The following is a 16,986-nucleotide window of genomic DNA, read 5'->3' on the forward strand; positions in this document are numbered from 1 at the left end:
GCCGGGTCGCCGTGACCGGTTCCCCATGACCGCGGGTGCAGCGCCGGCAGGCTCAGCCGACCCCGTGGTCGCGGGCCCACAGCGCCGCCGAGGTGCGGTCGCCCACCCCGATCTGTCGGAAGACGTTGCCCAGGTGCACCTTGACGGTGCGCTCGCTGATGCCGAGGGCGCGCGCGATCTGCTTGTTGGCGAGCCCGCGTGCGACGTGCGCCAGCACCTCGCGCTCCCGGTCGCTGAGCGCCGGCCACCGCGCGGGGCGGTCCGGCCGGTCGAGCCGGTCGAAGCGGTCGGGCCGGTCGGGCGACGGGAGCAGGGCGCGGGTCACGCGCGGGTCGATGGGCGCGTGCCCGGCAGCCGCCGAGCGCACCGCGGCGAGGACGTCTGCCGGCTCGCTGTCCTTGAGCAGGTAGCCGACGGCGCCTGCCTCGGTCGCGGCGCGCACCCGGTCCGCCTCGGCGAACGACGTCAGCACGACCACCGGAGCCGTGGCGCCGTCGGCTCTCAGCCGACGGATCGCCTCTATGCCGTCGACGCCGGGCATCGAGAGGTCCATGAGGACGACGTCCGGACCGAGGTCGCGCACGACGTCGACGGCGGCAGCGCCGTCGGCCGCCTCACCGACGACGCGCAGGTCGCCGCTCGCGTCGATGATGGTGCGCAGGCCCGCGCGAACGAGTCGGTGGTCGTCGACGACGACGACGGTCGTCACGGCTGCTCCCCCGTCGCGGGCAGCGCGAGCAGCCACTCGGTGCCGTGACCCGGCGCGGACCGCACCCGCAGGACGGCCCCGAGGTCCGATGCCAGGTCGGCGACGACCCGCAGGCCCAGGTGCCCGGCGGCCGGAGGCTGCAGCGCCGGGTCGAAGCCGTTCCCGTCGTCCTCGACGCGCAGCACGACCGGCCGGACGCGATCTCCGTCCTCGAGACCGAGCCGGAGGCGGACGTGGCTGGCCTCTGCGTGGCGCACGACGTTGCGCAGGCACTCGCGGGCCACCCGGTGCACCGCCTGCTGCGCCGCTGGTCCCAGGGCCTCCGTCGCTGCGTGGTCGACCTCGACGTCGACGGCGATCCCGCGTGCCGTGAGCGGGCGGGCGAGGTCCGAGAGCGCCGCCGCGAGTCCGGCGTCGGCGAGGCGGTCCGGGTAGAGGTCGACGAGGAGGGTGCGCAGGCTCGCCACGCTCCCGCGGACCGTCGTGGCCGCCTCGGTCATCGTGCCCTCGAGATCACGGCGGCCCTCGGCGCCGACCCGGGCTGCCGCGCCGGAGACGGCGAGCGAGCTCGCGACGAGGTCCTGCACCGGCCCGTCGTGCAGGTCGGCGGCGATCCGTCGCCGCTCCCGGTCGGACGCGTCGACGGCCCGACGCAGCAGGTCCTCGCGCTGCGCGCGGGCCGACTCGAGCCGCTCGAGGAGGCGCCACAGGACCGGGGCGAGCAGCGCGAGCAGGAGCAGCAGGCTCGTCGTGAGCACCCCTGCGAGGCCGCGCCACAGGTCGAACGCGCGGTTCTGCACGGGGGCGTAGTCGCCGTACACCTCGAAGAGCAGCTGCGAGCCCGACGGCGTCCAGACCGGGCGGTAGACCTCGAGGAGCTTGCCGCCGTAGCGCTCGAACTCGTTCTCCGACCGGGCGAGGTCCGAGACCTCGGCCCGCGTCTGGGGTGAGGACAGCGCCTCGCGCTGGTCCTCGGCGAGGGTGAACCGCTGGCCCACGAGTCGGGCGTCGTCGGCGTAGACGATCGTGCCGTCGGGCCGCCACAGCTTGACCCGGACGATGCCCGCGGGCAGCACCCGTTCCCGGACCACGCGGTCCACGGCGGCCACCGCGGTGGCGTCCCCGACGAGCAGCCCGTCCTGGAGGGTCGGCTGGACGACGGTGAGGGCGAGCAGGTTGGTCGTGTGCGCGGCGTCGTTGACCGCCTCGCGCTCGGCCAGCCGGCTCGCGGCCCACGATGCGCCCAGGACGACGACGACGGGGACGACGATGGCGGTCGCGCCGAGCTGCAGCAGCATCCGGCGGCGCGTCGGCAGCCGCCCCTCCCGGGTGGGAGCGGGGCCGTCGGCCAGGGTCGTCCAGCCGGGGCCGGTCGTGTCCGGACGCGCCGCCGCGCCGCCCGACCGGGGAGGGGTGGTCGGGCGGGCGGACTCGGCGGACTCTGCGGACTCGGCGGCGGACTGCTCGCCTGGTGCGGGGCGCATGGTCGTCAGTGGTCATCGCCTCCGCGGTCGTCCGAGCCGTGGCGCCCGGTCGAGTGTGACGACGTGGACGACGTGGACGACGTGGACGACGTGGACGACGTGGACGACGTGGACGACGTGGACGCCGTGGACGGCGAGTCGTCGGAGCCGCTCGACGTGCTCGACCCGCTCGACCAGCTCGACCCGCTCGACCCGCTCGACCCGCTCGACCCGCTCGACCCGCTCGAGCGGCTGCCGCCGTGGTCGTCCCCCGGCTCGGCGGTCCGGGTGGCGGTGGGCCGGTCACCGCCGTGGTCGTCCCCGGGCTCGACGGTCCGGGTGGCGGCGGGACGGTCACCGCCGTGGTCGTCCCCGGGCTCGGCGGTCCGGGTGGCGGTGGGACGGTCACCGCCGTGGTCGTCGACCGGTGCGAGCACCTGGGCCGACGGCGGCACCGGTGTCGGCACGGACTCGGCGAAGGAGCTGTTGCCGACCAGACCCAGGGTCGCCGGCGTGAGGGCGGCTGCGGCCGCCACCGAGATGGCAAGTCGTCGCATCATGATCACGTCTCCTCTCCTGCTCGCCCGGTCAGCCGGCGAAGGTCAGTGCACCACGGCAGGTGGCGCCCGTGGCGGTGTTGGTGGCCGTGGCGGTGAACCGGTCCGTGCCGGCGCGGTTGGCGACGACCCGACGCACCTCGAACGAGCCGCCGGGTGCGGCCGTCGTGAACGTCCCGCTCGTGACGACGACGCCGTTGTCGGCGAGGTTCACCCGCCAGTGCTGGCCCGACCGGTTCGTGTCGAGCTCGTAGTCGACCTCGAGGGCCCGGTCCTCGCTCTTGACCACGAGCTTCCACGCGCCGAGGCCGGCGCAGGTGCCGGACGTTCGCGCCTCGGCCCCCTTGGCGGACGCCGGTGCCGCGAGGGCCAGGGCGCCCAGTCCGGACGTCGCGAGCGACAGTGCGACGACTCCGCTGGTGAGAGTTCTGCGTGCGTTCATGGTGGCCTCCTCGGCGTCCACCGGTCGGTCCGGCGGTCAGCATCTGCTGCACCCCTCACGCTGCCGGTCGCGATGGGCGGTCCGCCATCGGGCTTTGGTACTAGTACCGCCCGGGCCGGTCAGAGCTCCTTGGCCCACTCGCGCGTCCACCCGGTGACGACGAAGCCGATGCGCTCGTTGATTGCGATCATGTGCGCGTTCGACTCGGCGTTCCAGGTGCGCACGGACGTGACGTCGGGGCGTTCGCGCTGGAGGGCACGGAGGTTCGCCAGCTTGACCGCGAGGCCCAGCGCGCGGCCGCGGTGCTCACGCAGGACGAGGGTGTCGACCTGCACGGCGAGGTCCGGCTGCCCGGGCCGCACGACGAGGTCGGTGAAGGCGACGAGGCGACCCGTCGGGACGTGACGGGCGACCGACTCGAGTCCCCAGACCGGGCTCGGGGTGTTCCAGACCAGGCGCACCCGCTCGGCGTCCCAGTCCTCCTCCTCGAGGTCGATGTCGCCGCTCGGGGCGTCGGTGCTCATCCGGCGAGCGAGCAGCGCCCGGTCCTCGAGCCACTCCCCGGGCAGCCCATCGACAGCCGTCTCGATGACGTATGCCGTGTCGTCGAGTCCCGGGTCGAGCATCGCGAGCGCCTCGTCGGGAACGGGCAGGACGAGGTCCTGCCGCAGGTCGAGCAGGGTCTGGTGATAGCCGTGCGCGAGAGCGAATCCCGTTGCCGCGTCACCGTGCTCGACAGGAGCACCGCTGTGCTCGTGGATCCGGACGCAGCCGTCGTCACGCAGCGACCGCTCGCAGTGGGCGAGGAGCAGCCGACCGATCCCCCGTCGCTGGTGGTCAGGGTGGACCGACAACCAGAGTCCGGCGGTGTCCACGTTGTCGCGCGTGCGCCGGATCGTCTGCGCGGCAGCCACGAGGACCCCTGTCGCCTCGTCGGCGACGGCGAAGGCGCGCCTGGCCTCGTGCCGTCGGGCAGCCACGTCGACGATCTCCTCGACGGAGGTGCGTTGGGCCGTCCGACCCCAGAGCGCGCGGTTCGCCGCGTGGTGCACCTCGAGCCAGGCCTCGCTCGTGCGGTCACCGGCCTCCAGCCGGATCTCCTTGGTGTGCAGGCTCATTCGGGCACCCTGACGACCTTCTGCCACTCGCGGCTGTAGCCGTCGACGGTGTAGCCGAGTCGGCGGTTGACGGCGAGCATGTGCTCGTTGGATGCGGCGTTCCACGTGCGGATCGCGCTGACCTCCGGCAGCTCGTCCATGACGCGCAGGGCGTTGGCCGCCTTGAGGCGCAGCCCGAGCCCGTGACCGCGGTGCTCCCTGAGCACGAGCGTGTCCTGCTGGTAGCCGAGGTCCGGCTCACCGGCCGAGACCCCGACCGTCGTGAAGCCGACGAGCCGTCCGCTGGGCAGGTGCCGGGCCGCCGTCTCGACGGCCCGGCGGCCGGAGGCGCTGGCTCGCGCGAGGCTGGCCCGCAGGCGCTCGACGTCCCAGTCCTCCTCCTCGAGGTCGAGGTCGTCGGAGGGTGCGTCGGTGCTCATCCGCTGCTGCAGGAGCGCGCGGTCCTCGAGCCACGCCTCCGGCATGTCGTCGACCCAGGACTCGAGGCGGTAGTCCTCGGCCCCCGGTGCGGCGACGAGCGCCGTGAGGGCGGCGCGGTCGGCCGGCAGGGCCTGCTCGCTGCGCAGCACCGTCTGGGCCACGACGTAGCCGCGCGCCGTCGCGAACGCCTCGGAGGCGTCGGACCTGCCCTCCGCCCACTCGGTCTCGACGAGGAGCGTGCTCCGCCCGTGCTCGGCCGCGACGCGCTCGGCCTCGGCGACGAGCGCCGAGCCGACTCCGCGTCCGCGCAGGGACGGCTCGACCGACAGCCACAGCAGGGCGCTGCGCAGGTTGTCGCGCAGCGGCAGGTGCACCTCGAGCGCCCCGACCACCTCGCCACCCGACCACGCGGCCCAGGCGACCCGCTTCTTGTCGGCCCCGCGGACGAACCCCTGCACCTCCTCGAGGGTCCATGCGCTCCCCCGGTCGCCGAAGATGTCGCGCTGGACGGCCGCGTGCACCCCGATCCAGCCGCGGGCGGCCGGCTCCTGGCTCGGATCCAGCAGGTCGAGGGGCCTGATCTCGAGGTCGTCGCTCACGAGCCCGAGTCTGTCGGCCCGGCCACCACGAAGGCGAGCGATTTGTCCGCGACCGTCGACACACGGCATACGCGATCGGTCAGGCATACGGGAGCGCCGGCCGACGTTACAGGGACGTAAGACGATCCCGGCAGCAAGGATGTGACACTGGCATGGTGTTCGGATTCGGTAGGAAGTCCCAGATGCCCAGCCGCGACGACGCCCTCTCGGGTCGCGCGGAACGCCCCTTCACCGTGAACCCCACCCACGTCGTGCTCGGCACCCCGCTCGAGGGGCCGTGGCCCGAGGGCTCGGAGGTGCTCTACGTCGCGATGGGCTGCTTCTGGGGCGTCGAGCGGATCTTCTGGAAGCAGGAGGGGGTCGTCTCGACCGCGGCCGGCTACATGGGCGGCTACACCCCCAACCCCACCTACGAGGAGACATGCACCGGCCTCACCGGTCACGCCGAGACGGTCCGGGTCGTCTACGACCCCACCCGGACGAGCCCCGAGCTGCTCCTCAAGGCGTTCTGGGAGAACCACGACCCGACGACGGCGAACCGGCAGGGCAACGACGTCGGCACCGCCTACCGCTCAGCGATCTACTGGATGACCGAGGGGCAGCGGCTCGCCGCCGAGGCGACGCGCGAGGCGTTCCAGAAGGTGCTGGGCGGCTTCGGCTACGGGCAGATCTCGACCGAGATCCGGTCGGCCGACGACGCCGGACCGTTCTACCTCGCCGAGGACTACCACCAGGGCTACCTGCACAAGAACCCCGGCGGCTACTGCAACCACGGACCCAACGGCATGACGTGCCCGGTCGGCATCGTGCGCCAGGACCAGCTGCCCGCGCAGCAGGACATCGCTCCGCCCGCCTGAGCCCCGTCCCGACGACACGGACGCGTCCACCCCGACCCGGGTGGGCGCGTCCGTGCGTCACGGCAGGGAACCGACGGCCGGACCACGACATCGACGGTCAGGCACCGCGACACCTCACGACCAGGGAGCACGCATGAACGACGAGCCGGGCCGCCTCGAGCAGCACGAGGCCGTGACCTCCGAGCACGACGAGGCGGTCGCCCGGGGCGAGAGGCGGGTGCTGCGGCGGACCACGACCGGCGAGCTGCGCAGCTTCCCCGCGGACGAGATCGGGTTCAGCCCGGGTCGCGGTCAGGCACAGGTCAGGACGTGGTGGGGCATGGCGGTCCTCGCGGCCCTGATGGCGCTGCTCTCCCTGGGGGCCGTGGTGGGGATGTTCCTCGTCCCCCTGTCCCGGGGCGACGGCCCGCAGTGGGGCGGGCTCGTCCTCGTCGCGATGGGAGGGCTGTTCACGTGGTACGCCGTGGGGCTCTCCCGCGACGAGTACCGCGCCAAGCAGGTCCGCCGGGAGCGGTCCTCCCCCGAGCCCGGCGACTGACACCCCCGCGCCGCGCGAGACGGACTCCCCCACCCGACTCGGGTGGGCCCCGCCCCGTGCTCGGTCTCGCCCGGGTAGACCATCGCGAGCTCCCGGAAGGCCGAGGTGCCCGGCGTCGTCACGTCGGTGCCGGGACGTCCGGCGCTCGAGGCCCACGCCAGCTGCTGGAGCCACGTCTGCATCGCCGGCGAGTGTCCACGCACGTCGTTGAAGCCGCCTTGGGCCGCGTTGCAGTGCGTGGGCCGGAGAGGGTGAGTGAGGTCGTCGTGTTGGACGCGATCTCACCGGCCGAGGTCCCGGCCATGACGCGCATGCCGGTCGACTGGTTCGCCAGCCAGGGCTGCGTTCCGTCGTCGAGCGTGAGGCCGGTCGCGGCACATGTCGCGGACGGCCACGAGGTGCGTGCGCTGCCGGCATCCATGACGACCCCGGCGGCAGGTGCTGTCCTCACCATCGTCATGCGGAAGACGAGCTTGCTCGTCGTCGGGTCCCGGGCGAGGTCGTCGAGTCCGATGCCGGCGGCCGTGAGCTTGCCGATGAGGTCCTGGAGCGAGTCGAAGGACGGGTTGCCGACGGTCGTGGCGTCGAAGCCTGCCGGCGCCGGCTGGTGCGGATCGGGCTGCTGGACGACGTTTGCCTCGAGGAAGTCGACGAGAACCTGGTTGGCCTTGACGACGTCGGGCACCGTCCCGCGCAGGAACGGCAGGTCGAGGTTGCCCGTCGTCGGCAGCGGTCCGCCCCCGTCGGGTCGAACTTCGCCTGCTGGATGCCCGACAGCGCGACGACGACCTCCGCGAGCCCGTCGGCCAGGTCGCGCAGCCTCATGTTCTGGAACTTGCCGACGATGCCGGCCAGGCTCTGCGCGGTCACGACGGGAGTGCCCGCGGAGATGTCGGGCCACGCGACCGACACGTCTGCGGCGACGTTGGTGGGAGACTCGCGCCGGCCAGGGCGCTCGTGTCGACGGCGACCGACAGCGTGCCGCTGACCGAGCCGGGCGTGCCGGGGTCGGACGGTGAGCCGGTCGGGTCGAGGTTGGCCGAGACGAGACCGGCGAGCGAACCGTCGGCCGCGAGCTCGCCGTCGCCGACGCCGGCCGCGTCGAAGCCGAGCACTCCGTCGTTGTTCGGGTCGTTGACGCGGGCGTACGTGTGGGCCTTGACGGTGAAGTCCGTACCGCTCAGCGTGACACCGAGGATGCCGACCGCCGCCTTGGCGGAGCCGGAGAGGGTGGCGCTGACGTCGACGTCGAGGCGTGGCGCGTGGGGTGTGTCGCTCGCGAGGTAGACGCGGTTGGTCGTCGGGCCGGTCCAGACCACCCACAGCGAGGGGGTGGCCTCGACAATGGCCGTGACGCTCTTGGGCGCGCTCAGCTCGACCTTGGGGCTGGTTGAGCTGACGGCGAGGGCCTGCTGCGTCGCGGTCGGGGTCACGACGAGGTCGACGTGCACGCGCTTGCCGTCGCCGAGGCCGTCGACCGAGACGTCGAGCGTCCCGGTGCGCCCGCCCGGCAGCGAGACCGTCTCGCCGAGACGTACGGGAGCGGCTTGCCCGGGGCACCGACGGCAACGAGCCCTGCGGTCCACGTGGCGAGGTTCTTCGCGCCACCGCTCCCGCCGAGGAGCGCGACGACGCGGTCGACACCCGGGTCCGGGTCGGCGGCGTAGGCCGGGGACTGGCCGGCGAGCGCTCCCACGACGACGAGGAGCGAGGTGAGACCGGCTCCGAGGGCACGACGAATCGACTTGCGCACCATGATTCTCCCCAAGCGGGGGCGCGTCGTGTGCCCGTTCCCTGCGCGAGCCGTGTCCGCCACGCCATCCCTGGGCTCAAGGTATTGAGGAACACGTCACATGTCCGCGTAATCGTCGGAAATGACTGGGATTCGGTGATATCGGGACGGGTGGGACGCGTGGGACCAAACGGACGGATGACGGAAGGAGACGCGACGCTCCCAGGTCCGACGACGTCACCGGCCCTCGCGGTGGCAGGATGCCGCCATGGCCGACAAGAGCTTCCACCTCAGCCGCGAGACGACGATCGCCGCTCCCCCGGAGCGCGTGCACGCCCTCATCGACGACTTCCACGAGTGGCAGGCGTGGTCGCCCTGGGAGGGGATCGACCCCGCCATGGAGCGCACCTACGCCGGCTCACCGGCCGGCGTCGGCGCCGTCTACGCCTGGCGCGGCAACAGCAAGGCCGGCGAGGGACGCATGGAGATCCTCGAGTCGGAGCCGCAGCACGTCGCGGTCGACCTCCTCTTCGCGGCGCCGATGAAGGCCCACAACCGCGTCGACTTCACGCTGACTCCCGCAGGTGACGGCACCCACGTCGAGTGGGCCATGACCGGGCCCCAGAACGTCGTCATGCGCCTCATGAGCAAGGTCTGGTCGATGGAGAAGCTCATCGGCCCCGACTTCGAGAAGGGGCTGGCGCAGCTCAAGGTCGCCGCCGAGAACGCATGAGCCCCTTGGTGATCCGTCGCGGGACGACGTGGGCGCGATCGTGGCTCTCCTCGCCGACGACCCGCTCGGCGCGGCTCGCGAGGACCCGGGCGACACGCAGACGTACGACACGGCATACGAACGGGTGGAGTCCGACCCGGGTCAGCACCTCGTCGTCGCCGATCGGGACGGCACCGTCGTCGGCACGCTCCAGCTCAGCATCATCCCCGGGATGTCCCGGCGGGGCGCCACCCGCTCGGTCATCGAGGGTGTTCGCGTCGCCCGGGACGAGCGCGGTTCGGGTCTCGGGACCGAGCTCGTCACCTGGGCGGTCGACGAGTCACGCCGGCTCGGCGCCACCCTCGTGCAGCTGACGAGCGACGCGACCCGCACGGACGCTCGCCGGTTCTACGAGCGCCTCGGCTTCGTCGCATCGCACGTGGGTCTCAAGCTGGCGCTGGACGACTGACCCCGCGGGCGGCTGCCCACGGGGTCGGTCGTCAGGCCGGCCGTCGACGTCAGAAGATCCGGACGCGCTGGTCCTCGTCGAGCCACATGGCGTCGTCGGGCGTGACACCGAACGCCTCGTGGAACTCCGTCACGTTGCGCACAGCGTTGCCGCGCACGTCCTGCGGCGAGTGCGGGTCGATGGCGAGCAGACGGATGGCCTCGGCCTCGCGCGCCTTGCCGCGCCACACCTGCGCCCAGCCGATGAAGAAGCGCTGCGGGCCGGTGAAGCCGTCGAGCTCGGGCATGCCCCCGTCCTCGGTCGCGATGCGGTAGGCGGCGTAGCCGATCTGGAGGCCACCGAGGTCGCCGATGTTCTCACCGACGGTCAGCCCGCCGTTGACCTTGTGGTCCTCCGACAGTCCGGCGGGCGTGAAGGTGTCGAACTGCTCGATGAGCCGCTGGGACAGCGCGTCGAACCGCTCGCGGTCTGCCTCGGTCCACCAGTCCCGCAGCGCCCCCGTGCCGTCGTAGCGCGAGCCCTGGTCGTCGAAGCCGTGGCCGAGCTCGTGGCCGATGACGGCGCCGATGCCGCCGTAGTTGACGGCGTCGTCTGCCTCGAGGTCGAAGAACGGCGGCTGCAGGATGGCGGCCGGAAAGACGATCTCGTTCATCGACGGCATGTAGTAGGCGTTGACGTGCTGAGGCAGCATGAACCACTCGCTGCGGTCGATCGGCCCCCCGATCTTGGCGAGGTTGCGGTCGACCTCGAAGGCCGTGCTGCGCCGCACGTTGCCGACGAGGTCGGTCGGGTCGATGACGATGGCGGAGTAGTCGCGCCACACGTCGGGGTAGCCGATCTTCGGCGTGAACGCGTCGAGCTTGTCGACGGCCTGCGCGCGCGTGTCGGGACTCATCCACTCGAGGGAGGAGAAGGACCGGCGGAAGGCCTCGACGAGGTTGGCGACGAGCTCCTGCATGCGCGCCTTGGCGGCCGGCGGGAAGTACCGCTCGGCGTAGAGCCGTCCGACCGCCTCGCCGATGCACCCCTCGACGACGGAGACGCCGCGCTTCCAGCGCTCCTTGTTCTCCGGCTGTCCGGAGAGCGTGCGGCCGTAGAAGTCGAAGTCCTCGTCGACGAAGGACTGCGGCAGGACCGAGGCGAACTCCGAGAGCACGTGCCACGTCAGCCAGGAGCGCCAGTCGGCGATGTCGGTCGACTCGAGCGCGGCGCCGAGCCCGGTGACGAAGCTCGGCTGGCGCACGACGACCTTGTCGAACGAGCCGGCCGGCGCCTCGAGGCCGGACAGCCAGGCGTCCCAGGGGAACTGGGGCGCCAGGGTCTTGACCTCGTCGAAGGTGTGCGCGTTGTAGGTCTTGATGGCGTCACGGTTGCTCACGGTGTCCCAGTGCGAGGCCGCGAGGAGCGTCTCGAGCGTCATGATGCTCGTGGCCTTCGCCTCGGCGTCGGGGATGCCGGCCAGACCGAGGAGGCGCCCGACGTGGGCGACGTAGGCCGTGCGGATGTCGGCGTACTTGTCCTCGCGGTAGTAGGACTCGTCGGGAAGCCCGAGTCCGCCCTGCTCGAGGTAGACGACGTAGTCCTCGGGCGAGCGCTCGTCGGGCGAGACGAAGTGCTGCAGGACGCCGGCGACGCCGTCACGCGTGAGCCGGCCGAGCGCGACGCCCAACGACTCCACGCCGTCGACCGCGGCGACCTCGGAGAGCACGGCCTGCAGCGGCGCGAGCCCGAGCTCCTCGATGCGGTCCGTGTCGGTGAAGCTCGCGTAGAGGTCGCCGACCTGCCGCTTCGGGGTGCCGGGGGCGACCTCGTCGGCGCCGGCGGCCTCCTCGATGAGGTCGCGGACCCGGGCGGTCGACTCTTCGCGCAGGATGTCGAAGGTGCCGAAGCGGGCCCGGTCACCCGGGATCTCCGTCGTGTCGAGCCACGTCCCGTTGACGAACCTGAAGAGGTCGTCCTGGGGCCGGGTCGCCCGGTCGAGGGCCTCGAGGCTGATGCCGGACTTTCTGAGCACGTTCTCTCCCCACTACGTGTGCCGGACCTGACCGGCGAGCGTGCTGCCGAGCCTAGTCACGGGCGGCGACGGTCGGCGCGGCGACCGTCCGTCGTCGGTCCGTCGTCCGGTCGGCGACACCGCTCGGCGACGCGGCTCAGCGACGCAGCCGCCCCGCGACGACACCCGCGATGCCGACGAGCAGCAGCATGCAGCCGAAGGCGCCGATCATCGTCGGACCGATCATCCGGACGCTGAGCTGCGCGTCGGTCAGGTTGGCCACGAGGACGTAGGCCGCCATGAGGACCGAGAGCAGCCCGAGCATGATCGTCGCCGGGCGCGGGCCCTTGTTGACGGTGACGAGCGCCGGACGGGGCGCCGGCTGCGGGGCGGGGTGGGTCTGCGGGACCGGCGGCACGGGCTGGACTCCCGGGGGCGCCACGTGCGGCAGGCGCGAGCCCGCGGCGACCGCGTCGTCGGGGACCGGGCTGGCCGGCTCGACCCGGAAGGGCGTCGCCGCCGGCAGCGTCTGCGTCGACGTCGACGGGATCGCCGTCGTGTCCGGGACCGGGTCGGTCGTCGGGACCGTCATCGGGTCGGCGGTCGGGTCGCGGAACTCGGCTGCCGGGTCGGGGGTGTCGCTGGTGCTCATGTCGCTCGTCTCCGCTGCGTGGTCGATCGGGTCGTTCGTGGGTGCGTTCGTCGGGTCGTTCGTCGGTTCCTGGAGTGCGCCGTTCATGACGTCGGCGCTGTCGTGATCTTGATCTGGCCGACGCCGAGGTCGGCGTTGACGACGATCTCGGGGGTCTTCGTGGGGTCCCCGAAGGTGACCCTCTGCGTCCACCCCGTGCCCTGGTGCTGGAGCTCGTCCGGTCCGACGCGTCGCATGCCCTCGCCGGCGACCGTCGGTCCCGTCGCGAGGATCTCGCCGGCTCGCGCCCTGCCGTTCACCACGACCGAGACGCCATCGGGGACCACGAGGTCGAGCTCGCCGACCCCGACGGTGGCCGTCACGGTGTCCTGACCCGGTGTCGCCTTCCAGTTCGCCGAGCTCAGGTCGACGGTCATCTGCCCGAGGCCGAGCTCGTACGCGGGAGCCGGGGTCATCGACGTCACCGTGTAGCTGCGGTCGCCGGCCTGCCAGGGCTGCGAGAGCCCCATCGGTGCCGCCGTCGAGGCCGCGGCGGCGATCATGCCGACGACGGCGAAGAGGGCGAGCCCTCCGGTCCGGCGTCCGGCGATCCCGGCGACGAGGATGCCCAGACCGAGCACGCCCAGCCCGGAGGCGATCCCGATCGCGACGTGGTTGCCGGGCCACCCGGCCGCCAGCGCGACGGACGACAGGACGACACCGGTGACGATCGCGAGGCCGAGGAGGAGGAGCCCGCCGGCGAAGCCGATGGTCGGGGTCCGCTCGCGCACCGGTGTCGGCGCGGGCGGGTGGGGCGCGGCGAGGGTGGCGCCGGCGTTGGCCGCGGCGTTGCCGGTCGAGCCGTACGCCGGGGACGGTGCCGTCGTCGAGGCCGTAGGCGCTGCTGCCGGTGACGGGAACGGTGCGCCGGTCACGGGGTCGACCCCGGACGGGGCGCCGGTCGACGGGCCGGTTGACGGGCCGGTCGGGCCGCCGGCCCGGCTCCTCCACGGCGCAGCCGCCATGAGCTCGCGCCCGGTGTCGGTGCGCTTGAGGAACCACCAGGCCCCGACGACGAGCAGCACGAAGCCGAAGAAGCGGAAGCCGCGGCTGTCGCCGCCCCACCACGGCCCGCCACCGAGGACCGAGACGGCGGTGACGACGAGGAGGAAGATCGAGCTGCCCTCACCGTGCTTGAGAGCGCGCTCGAGGTGGATCTCGCCGCGCTCGTCGGGCATGAGCAGCCACAGCACGAGGTAGAGCGCGAAACCCATCCCGAAGAAGATCGAGAAGAGGATGAAGCCCGCCCGCACGACGAGCGGGTCGACCCCGAGCCAGCGGGCGATGCCGTTGGCGACGCCGGCGAACCAGCGGCCGTTCGACTGGCGAACGATCCCGGGACGCCGCAGCGCGGTGTAGAGACCGTCGAGCGCGTTGCGCTGCTCCTGCCCCTGGCCCGGGGCGTCATTGCTTTTCGTCATGTCCCCAGAGTGGCGCCCGGTTGCCGGGCCAACCATGAGGGTCGACCCTGAGCGCACCCTGACGCGACCCCCAAAGAGGGCCCGGATGGTCGCCCCCGCCTCCCCCGGTGGGTCAGGATGGGACGGTGCAGACGGCATACGAGAACGGGACGGGCCCGGCGCGGCCCCCGGGGAGCACGTGGCGGACGACGCCACGCCCTCCGCTCGTGCGCCAGCGGCAGGGGAAGGTCATCGCGGGCGTCGCCGCCGGGCTCGCCGCCCACCTCGGGATCCCGGTCGTCGCGGTTCGCGTGGCGCTCGTCCTGACGAGCATCCCCTTCGGGGCCGGCCTCGCCGTGTACGTGTTCCTGTGGGCGACGATGCGCGACGTCGGCAGCGTCGACCCTGCGGCAGTGACTCCCCCGAGCGCCACGACGCCCGCGACCGCCGGGCCCGCCGGGCCCACCGGTCCCACCGGGGCCACGGGAGCGTCGTCGACGCCGCCGGCCGCGACCACCACCCGGCACCCGATCGACCTCGCGGCCCTGCGCACCTGGCTGCGCAGCGGCAACCAGGCCGTGCTCATCACCCTGCTGGGGGTGGCGGCCCTCGCCGTCGCCGGCGCCCTCTGGCTCGGCAGCGCCGGCCTCGACGTGCACGTCGAGGTGATCCTGCCCGTCGTCGCGATCGTCATCGGCGCGATCTTCTTCTGGTCCCAGCTCGACGACACCGACACCCTCGGCGCGCGCCGCCCGGTGCGGTGGATCTGGCTCGTCGTCGGCCTCGGCCTGACGATCCTCGGCCTCGTCGGCCTGCTCGTGCGCGGCACGAACCTCACCGAGCTGTGGCAGGTCGCGGGGGCCGTGCTCGCTGCCCTCGTCGGCGTCGCGGTCCTGTCGGCGCCGTGGATCCTGCGCCTGTGGAGCAACCTGCGCGTCGAGCAGGCCGCGCGCATCCGCGCCACCGAACGGGCCGACATCGCCGCGCACCTGCACGACTCGGTGCTCCAGACCCTGGCGCTCATCCAGCGACAGTCCGGGGACGCGGCCGCCGTGGCGCGTCTGGCCCGCGCGCAGGAGCGCCAGCTGCGCAGCTACCTCTACGACGAAGGCGCCCGCGCCGGCACGCTCGGCGCCGCCCTCACGGCTGCGATGGGTGAGGTCGAGGACCTCCACGGAGTCCCGGTGCAGCTCGTCGTCACCGGCGACCGCCCGATGGACGAGCACCTCGACGCCCTCGTCAAGGCGGTGCGCGAGGCCACCTGGAACGCCGTGCGCCACGCGAGCCCGCCGGTCAGCACGTACGTGGAGGTCGGTCCCGTCGCCGTCGAGGCGTTCGTGCGCGACCACGGCGCGGGCTTCGACCTCGACACGGTCCCCGACGACCGGGCCGGCGTCCGGGAGTCGATCATCGGGCGCATGGAACGGCACGGCGGCACGGCCCGCATCCGGCGGCGCGCCGACGGCACCGAGGTCGAGCTGCGCCTGCCCGTCAGCCAGCCGCACGAGCCGGAGCACCCGTCACCGTCAGCGGCCACGGCGCCCGACCCCCCCGTCCCCTCGAGCGCGACCCCGCCCTCCGGCACGACCTCCGGCAGCACGCCGGACCCCCAGACCCAGGAGCAGGCTTCATGACCGACCCGCGGACCATCCGCATCGTCATCGTCGACGACCACCACATGTTCCGCACCGGCGTGCGCGCCGAGCTGACCTCGCTCGCCGCCACGCCCCGCGCCGGGGGCTTCACCCTCGAGATCGCCGGCGAGGCCGGAGCCGTCGAATCGGCCGTGCAGGTCATCACGCAGGAGCAGCCCGACGTCGTGCTCCTCGACGTCCACCTGCCCGGTGGCGACGGGCACGGCGGGGCCGACGTCATCCGCGCCTGCGCCGCCGTGCAGTCGCGGGCCGCCGTGCCGGTGCGCTTCCTCGCCCTGTCGGTGTCCGACGCCGCCGAGGACGTCATCGCCGTCATCCGCGCCGGCGCGCGCGGCTACGTCACCAAGACGATCAATGCCGAGGAGCTGCTCACCGCGATCGGTCGGGTGGCCGACGGCGACGCCGTCTTCAGCCCGCGCCTGGCCGGCTTCGTCCTCGACGCGTTCGGTGCCGCCGCCGGCGAGGTGGCCGAGATCGACGAGGAGCTCGACCGACTCTCGGCCCGCGAGCGCGAGGTGATGCGCCTCATCGCGCGCGGCTACCAGTACAAGGAGGTCGCGAAGGAGCTGTTCATCTCCGTCAAGACCGTCGAGACCCACGTCAGCTCGGTGCTGCGCAAGCTCCAGCTGAGCTCCCGCCACGAGCTCACGGCGTGGGCCATGGGCCGCCGCCTCCTCTGAGGCCTCGCCGGCCCTCCCGAACGCTGCGAACGCTGCGTCCGGTGGGTGAGCCGAGGGGTCGTATGCCGTCAGGCGGGGTCGGCGACGAAGCGCCGCAGGGCGGTCACGATGATCTCGGGCGCGTCCGTGTGCACCCAGTGCCCGGCGCCCTTGATGGTGAAGAGGCGGGTGCGGGGGAAGTGCCGTCGCATGCGGTCGCCGTCCTCTCGCTGGACGTAGCGCGAGTCGCCCCCGGCGATCCACAGCACCGGGCCCTCGTAGGGCGGCAGCTCGTCGACGGCGTCGGGCCAGTCGGCGATGTGTGAGTCGACGCCGAGAGCGGCGTCGCGGGCGACGAGGTCGAGGTTGACCTGCCAGCGCCAGCCCTGCCCGTCACGGCGCAGGTTCTGCAGCAGGAAGGCCTTGACCCCGGGGTCGGGCTCGGCGAACCGCGCCTCCGCGTCGCCGCGGCTCGTCAGCTCACCGAGCGGGAGGCCCTGCATCTCACGGATGTAGCCCTCGAACCGCTCGAGGGAGCCGTAGCCCTTGGGCGCGATGTCGACGACGACGAGCCGTCCGACGAGCTCGGGGTGGCGCAGCGCGAGCACCATGGCGACCTTGCCACCGAGCGAGTGTCCGACGACGGCCCATCGCTCCCCGTCACCGGCCGTGCGCAGCGTCGCGGCCACGGCATCGGCGTAGGCGTCGAGCGAGAAGGTCTGCGACCACGGTGAGCGGCCGTGGTCGGGCAGGTCTACGAGCAGGCAGCGCGCGTCGGTGCCGTCCGGGCCGCTGACGGCCTTGGCGATCTGGTTCCAGTTGCGGCCCTGGCCGAAGAGCCCGTGCAGGAAGGCGATCCGGGGTCCGGCGGTGCCCACGGACAGGGTGCTGAGCGAGGCCTGGTCGGGAGCCGACGTCATGACCCCGGAGCCTACGCGGCAGGCGGCCTCACACCGCGTCCGGCCGTCCGTG

Annotated in this window: 19 protein-coding genes; 6 read left to right on the top strand and 13 right to left on the bottom strand. The window is 73.0% G+C overall.

From position 1 onward, the window contains the following. Positions 1 to 52: 52 nt before the first annotated feature. From TAE01_RS08090 to TAE01_RS08115, 6 genes are all read right to left on the bottom strand, one after another. Entirely contained in the window at positions 53 to 709 is a 657-nt protein-coding gene (locus tag TAE01_RS08090; protein WP_147065207.1) for a response regulator, read from the bottom strand. Then, positions 706 to 2,193 (bottom strand): sensor histidine kinase, encoded by a 1,488-nt coding sequence (locus tag TAE01_RS08095; RefSeq protein WP_147065210.1) that lies wholly within the window; start codon positions 2,191 to 2,193, stop codon positions 706 to 708. The genes TAE01_RS08090 and TAE01_RS08095 overlap by 4 nt, the downstream gene beginning before the upstream one ends. Before the next feature lie 5 nt (positions 2,194 to 2,198). Further along, a complete protein-coding gene (locus TAE01_RS08100) occupies positions 2,199 to 2,732 on the bottom strand; it encodes a hypothetical protein (RefSeq protein ID WP_147065212.1) in 534 nt (177 codons plus the stop codon). 28 nt (positions 2,733 to 2,760) lie between these two features. After that, on the bottom strand, positions 2,761 to 3,171 hold the full coding sequence (locus TAE01_RS08105; protein ID WP_147065214.1) for a hypothetical protein: 411 nt from the start codon (positions 3,169 to 3,171) through the stop codon (positions 2,761 to 2,763). Positions 3,172 to 3,290: 119 nt separating this feature from the next. Then, positions 3,291 to 4,289: a GNAT family N-acetyltransferase gene (locus TAE01_RS08110; protein ID WP_147065216.1), complete on the bottom strand. Its 999-nt coding sequence runs from the start codon at positions 4,287 to 4,289 to the stop codon at positions 3,291 to 3,293. Continuing rightward, positions 4,286 to 5,308: a GNAT family N-acetyltransferase gene (locus tag TAE01_RS08115; RefSeq protein WP_186815100.1), complete on the bottom strand. Its 1,023-nt coding sequence runs from the start codon at positions 5,306 to 5,308 to the stop codon at positions 4,286 to 4,288. Before TAE01_RS08115 ends, TAE01_RS08110 begins: the two co-directional genes overlap by 4 nt. Before the next feature lie 182 nt (positions 5,309 to 5,490). On the opposite strand from TAE01_RS08115, the gene msrA reads away from it, so the two are divergent. Beyond that, on the top strand, positions 5,491 to 6,165 hold the full coding sequence (gene msrA, locus TAE01_RS08120; protein WP_246111219.1) for a peptide-methionine (S)-S-oxide reductase MsrA: 675 nt from the start codon (positions 5,491 to 5,493) through the stop codon (positions 6,163 to 6,165). A 133-nt stretch (positions 6,166 to 6,298) separates the two neighbouring features. Further along, on the top strand, positions 6,299 to 6,703 hold the full coding sequence (locus TAE01_RS08125; protein WP_147065223.1) for a hypothetical protein: 405 nt from the start codon (positions 6,299 to 6,301) through the stop codon (positions 6,701 to 6,703). A 118-nt stretch (positions 6,704 to 6,821) separates the two neighbouring features. Here TAE01_RS08125 and TAE01_RS08130 read toward each other — a convergent pair whose 3' ends face one another. The 3 genes from TAE01_RS08130 to TAE01_RS08140 all read right to left on the bottom strand — a co-directional run bounded on the left by TAE01_RS08130 (position 6,822) and on the right by TAE01_RS08140 (position 8,459). Further along, entirely contained in the window at positions 6,822 to 7,388 is a 567-nt protein-coding gene (locus TAE01_RS08130) for a hypothetical protein (RefSeq protein ID WP_147065225.1), read from the bottom strand. Between the two features lie 181 nt (positions 7,389 to 7,569). Next, on the bottom strand, positions 7,570 to 8,154 hold the full coding sequence (locus tag TAE01_RS08135) for a hypothetical protein (protein ID WP_147065228.1): 585 nt from the start codon (positions 8,152 to 8,154) through the stop codon (positions 7,570 to 7,572). Next, on the bottom strand, positions 8,133 to 8,459 hold the full coding sequence (locus TAE01_RS08140; RefSeq protein WP_147065230.1) for a hypothetical protein: 327 nt from the start codon (positions 8,457 to 8,459) through the stop codon (positions 8,133 to 8,135). The genes TAE01_RS08135 and TAE01_RS08140 overlap by 22 nt, the downstream gene beginning before the upstream one ends. A 244-nt stretch (positions 8,460 to 8,703) precedes the next feature. Here TAE01_RS08140 and TAE01_RS08145 point away from each other — a divergent pair, with 244 nt between their 5' ends. Both TAE01_RS08145 and TAE01_RS08150 read left to right on the top strand, forming a co-directional pair. Beyond that, positions 8,704 to 9,168 carry an SRPBCC family protein gene (locus TAE01_RS08145; RefSeq protein ID WP_147065232.1) on the top strand — a complete coding sequence of 155 codons (465 nt, stop codon included), beginning with the start codon at positions 8,704 to 8,706 and terminating at the stop codon, positions 9,166 to 9,168. A 28-nt stretch (positions 9,169 to 9,196) separates the two neighbouring features. Continuing rightward, on the top strand, positions 9,197 to 9,616 hold the full coding sequence (locus TAE01_RS08150) for a GNAT family N-acetyltransferase (protein WP_147065234.1): 420 nt from the start codon (positions 9,197 to 9,199) through the stop codon (positions 9,614 to 9,616). A gap of 49 nt (positions 9,617 to 9,665) precedes the next feature. Here TAE01_RS08150 and TAE01_RS08155 read toward each other — a convergent pair whose 3' ends face one another. The 3 genes from TAE01_RS08155 to TAE01_RS08165 all read right to left on the bottom strand — a co-directional run bounded on the left by TAE01_RS08155 (position 9,666) and on the right by TAE01_RS08165 (position 13,721). After that, complete coding sequence (locus TAE01_RS08155; protein WP_147065236.1) at positions 9,666 to 11,630, bottom strand: M13 family metallopeptidase; 1,965 nt, start codon at positions 11,628 to 11,630, stop codon at positions 9,666 to 9,668. Positions 11,631 to 11,766: 136 nt separating this feature from the next. Next, positions 11,767 to 12,261 (bottom strand): hypothetical protein, encoded by a 495-nt coding sequence (locus TAE01_RS08160; RefSeq protein ID WP_147065238.1) that lies wholly within the window; start codon positions 12,259 to 12,261, stop codon positions 11,767 to 11,769. Positions 12,262 to 12,344: 83 nt separating this feature from the next. Next, positions 12,345 to 13,721: a PspC domain-containing protein gene (locus TAE01_RS08165; protein ID WP_186815102.1), complete on the bottom strand. Its 1,377-nt coding sequence runs from the start codon at positions 13,719 to 13,721 to the stop codon at positions 12,345 to 12,347. Between the two features lie 125 nt (positions 13,722 to 13,846). Between TAE01_RS08165 and TAE01_RS08170 the strand changes: the two genes are divergently transcribed. Together TAE01_RS08170 and TAE01_RS08175 are read left to right on the top strand one after the other, a co-directional pair. After that, on the top strand, positions 13,847 to 15,334 hold the full coding sequence (locus tag TAE01_RS08170) for an ATP-binding protein (RefSeq protein WP_246111220.1): 1,488 nt from the start codon (positions 13,847 to 13,849) through the stop codon (positions 15,332 to 15,334). Further along, positions 15,331 to 16,035, top strand: coding sequence for a LuxR C-terminal-related transcriptional regulator (locus tag TAE01_RS08175; protein ID WP_147065244.1), 705 nt, complete (start codon positions 15,331 to 15,333; stop codon positions 16,033 to 16,035). Before TAE01_RS08170 ends, TAE01_RS08175 begins: the two co-directional genes overlap by 4 nt. Positions 16,036 to 16,103: 68 nt before the next feature. Here TAE01_RS08175 and TAE01_RS08180 read toward each other — a convergent pair whose 3' ends face one another. Further along, positions 16,104 to 16,934: an alpha/beta fold hydrolase gene (locus tag TAE01_RS08180; RefSeq protein WP_147065246.1), complete on the bottom strand. Its 831-nt coding sequence runs from the start codon at positions 16,932 to 16,934 to the stop codon at positions 16,104 to 16,106. Positions 16,935 to 16,986: the final 52 nt, after the last annotated feature.

It is taken from the genome of Terrabacter aerolatus (genome assembly GCF_007991735.1).
In the GTDB taxonomy this organism is placed as follows: Bacteria; Actinomycetota; Actinomycetes; order Actinomycetales; family Dermatophilaceae; genus Terrabacter; species Terrabacter aerolatus.

Coding starts and splice junctions, on each gene's coding strand:
- TAE01_RS08160 (WP_147065238.1), bottom strand. CDS start 12,261: ATGAGCACCAGCGACACCCCCGACCCGGCAGCCGAGTTCCGCGACCCG.
- TAE01_RS08145 (WP_147065232.1), top strand. CDS start 8,704: ATGGCCGACAAGAGCTTCCACCTCAGCCGCGAGACGACGATCGCCGCT.
- TAE01_RS08175 (WP_147065244.1), top strand. CDS start 15,331: ATGACCGACCCGCGGACCATCCGCATCGTCATCGTCGACGACCACCAC.
- TAE01_RS08100 (WP_147065212.1), bottom strand. CDS start 2,732: ATGATGCGACGACTTGCCATCTCGGTGGCGGCCGCAGCCGCCCTCACG.
- TAE01_RS08110 (WP_147065216.1), bottom strand. CDS start 4,289: ATGAGCCTGCACACCAAGGAGATCCGGCTGGAGGCCGGTGACCGCACG.
- TAE01_RS08105 (WP_147065214.1), bottom strand. CDS start 3,171: ATGAACGCACGCAGAACTCTCACCAGCGGAGTCGTCGCACTGTCGCTC.
- TAE01_RS08165 (WP_186815102.1), bottom strand. CDS start 13,721: ATGACGAAAAGCAATGACGCCCCGGGCCAGGGGCAGGAGCAGCGCAAC.
- TAE01_RS08125 (WP_147065223.1), top strand. CDS start 6,299: ATGAACGACGAGCCGGGCCGCCTCGAGCAGCACGAGGCCGTGACCTCC.
- TAE01_RS08180 (WP_147065246.1), bottom strand. CDS start 16,934: ATGACGTCGGCTCCCGACCAGGCCTCGCTCAGCACCCTGTCCGTGGGC.
- msrA (WP_246111219.1), top strand. CDS start 5,491: ATGCCCAGCCGCGACGACGCCCTCTCGGGTCGCGCGGAACGCCCCTTC.
- TAE01_RS08140 (WP_147065230.1), bottom strand. CDS start 8,459: ATGGTGCGCAAGTCGATTCGTCGTGCCCTCGGAGCCGGTCTCACCTCG.
- TAE01_RS08095 (WP_147065210.1), bottom strand. CDS start 2,193: ATGCGCCCCGCACCAGGCGAGCAGTCCGCCGCCGAGTCCGCAGAGTCC.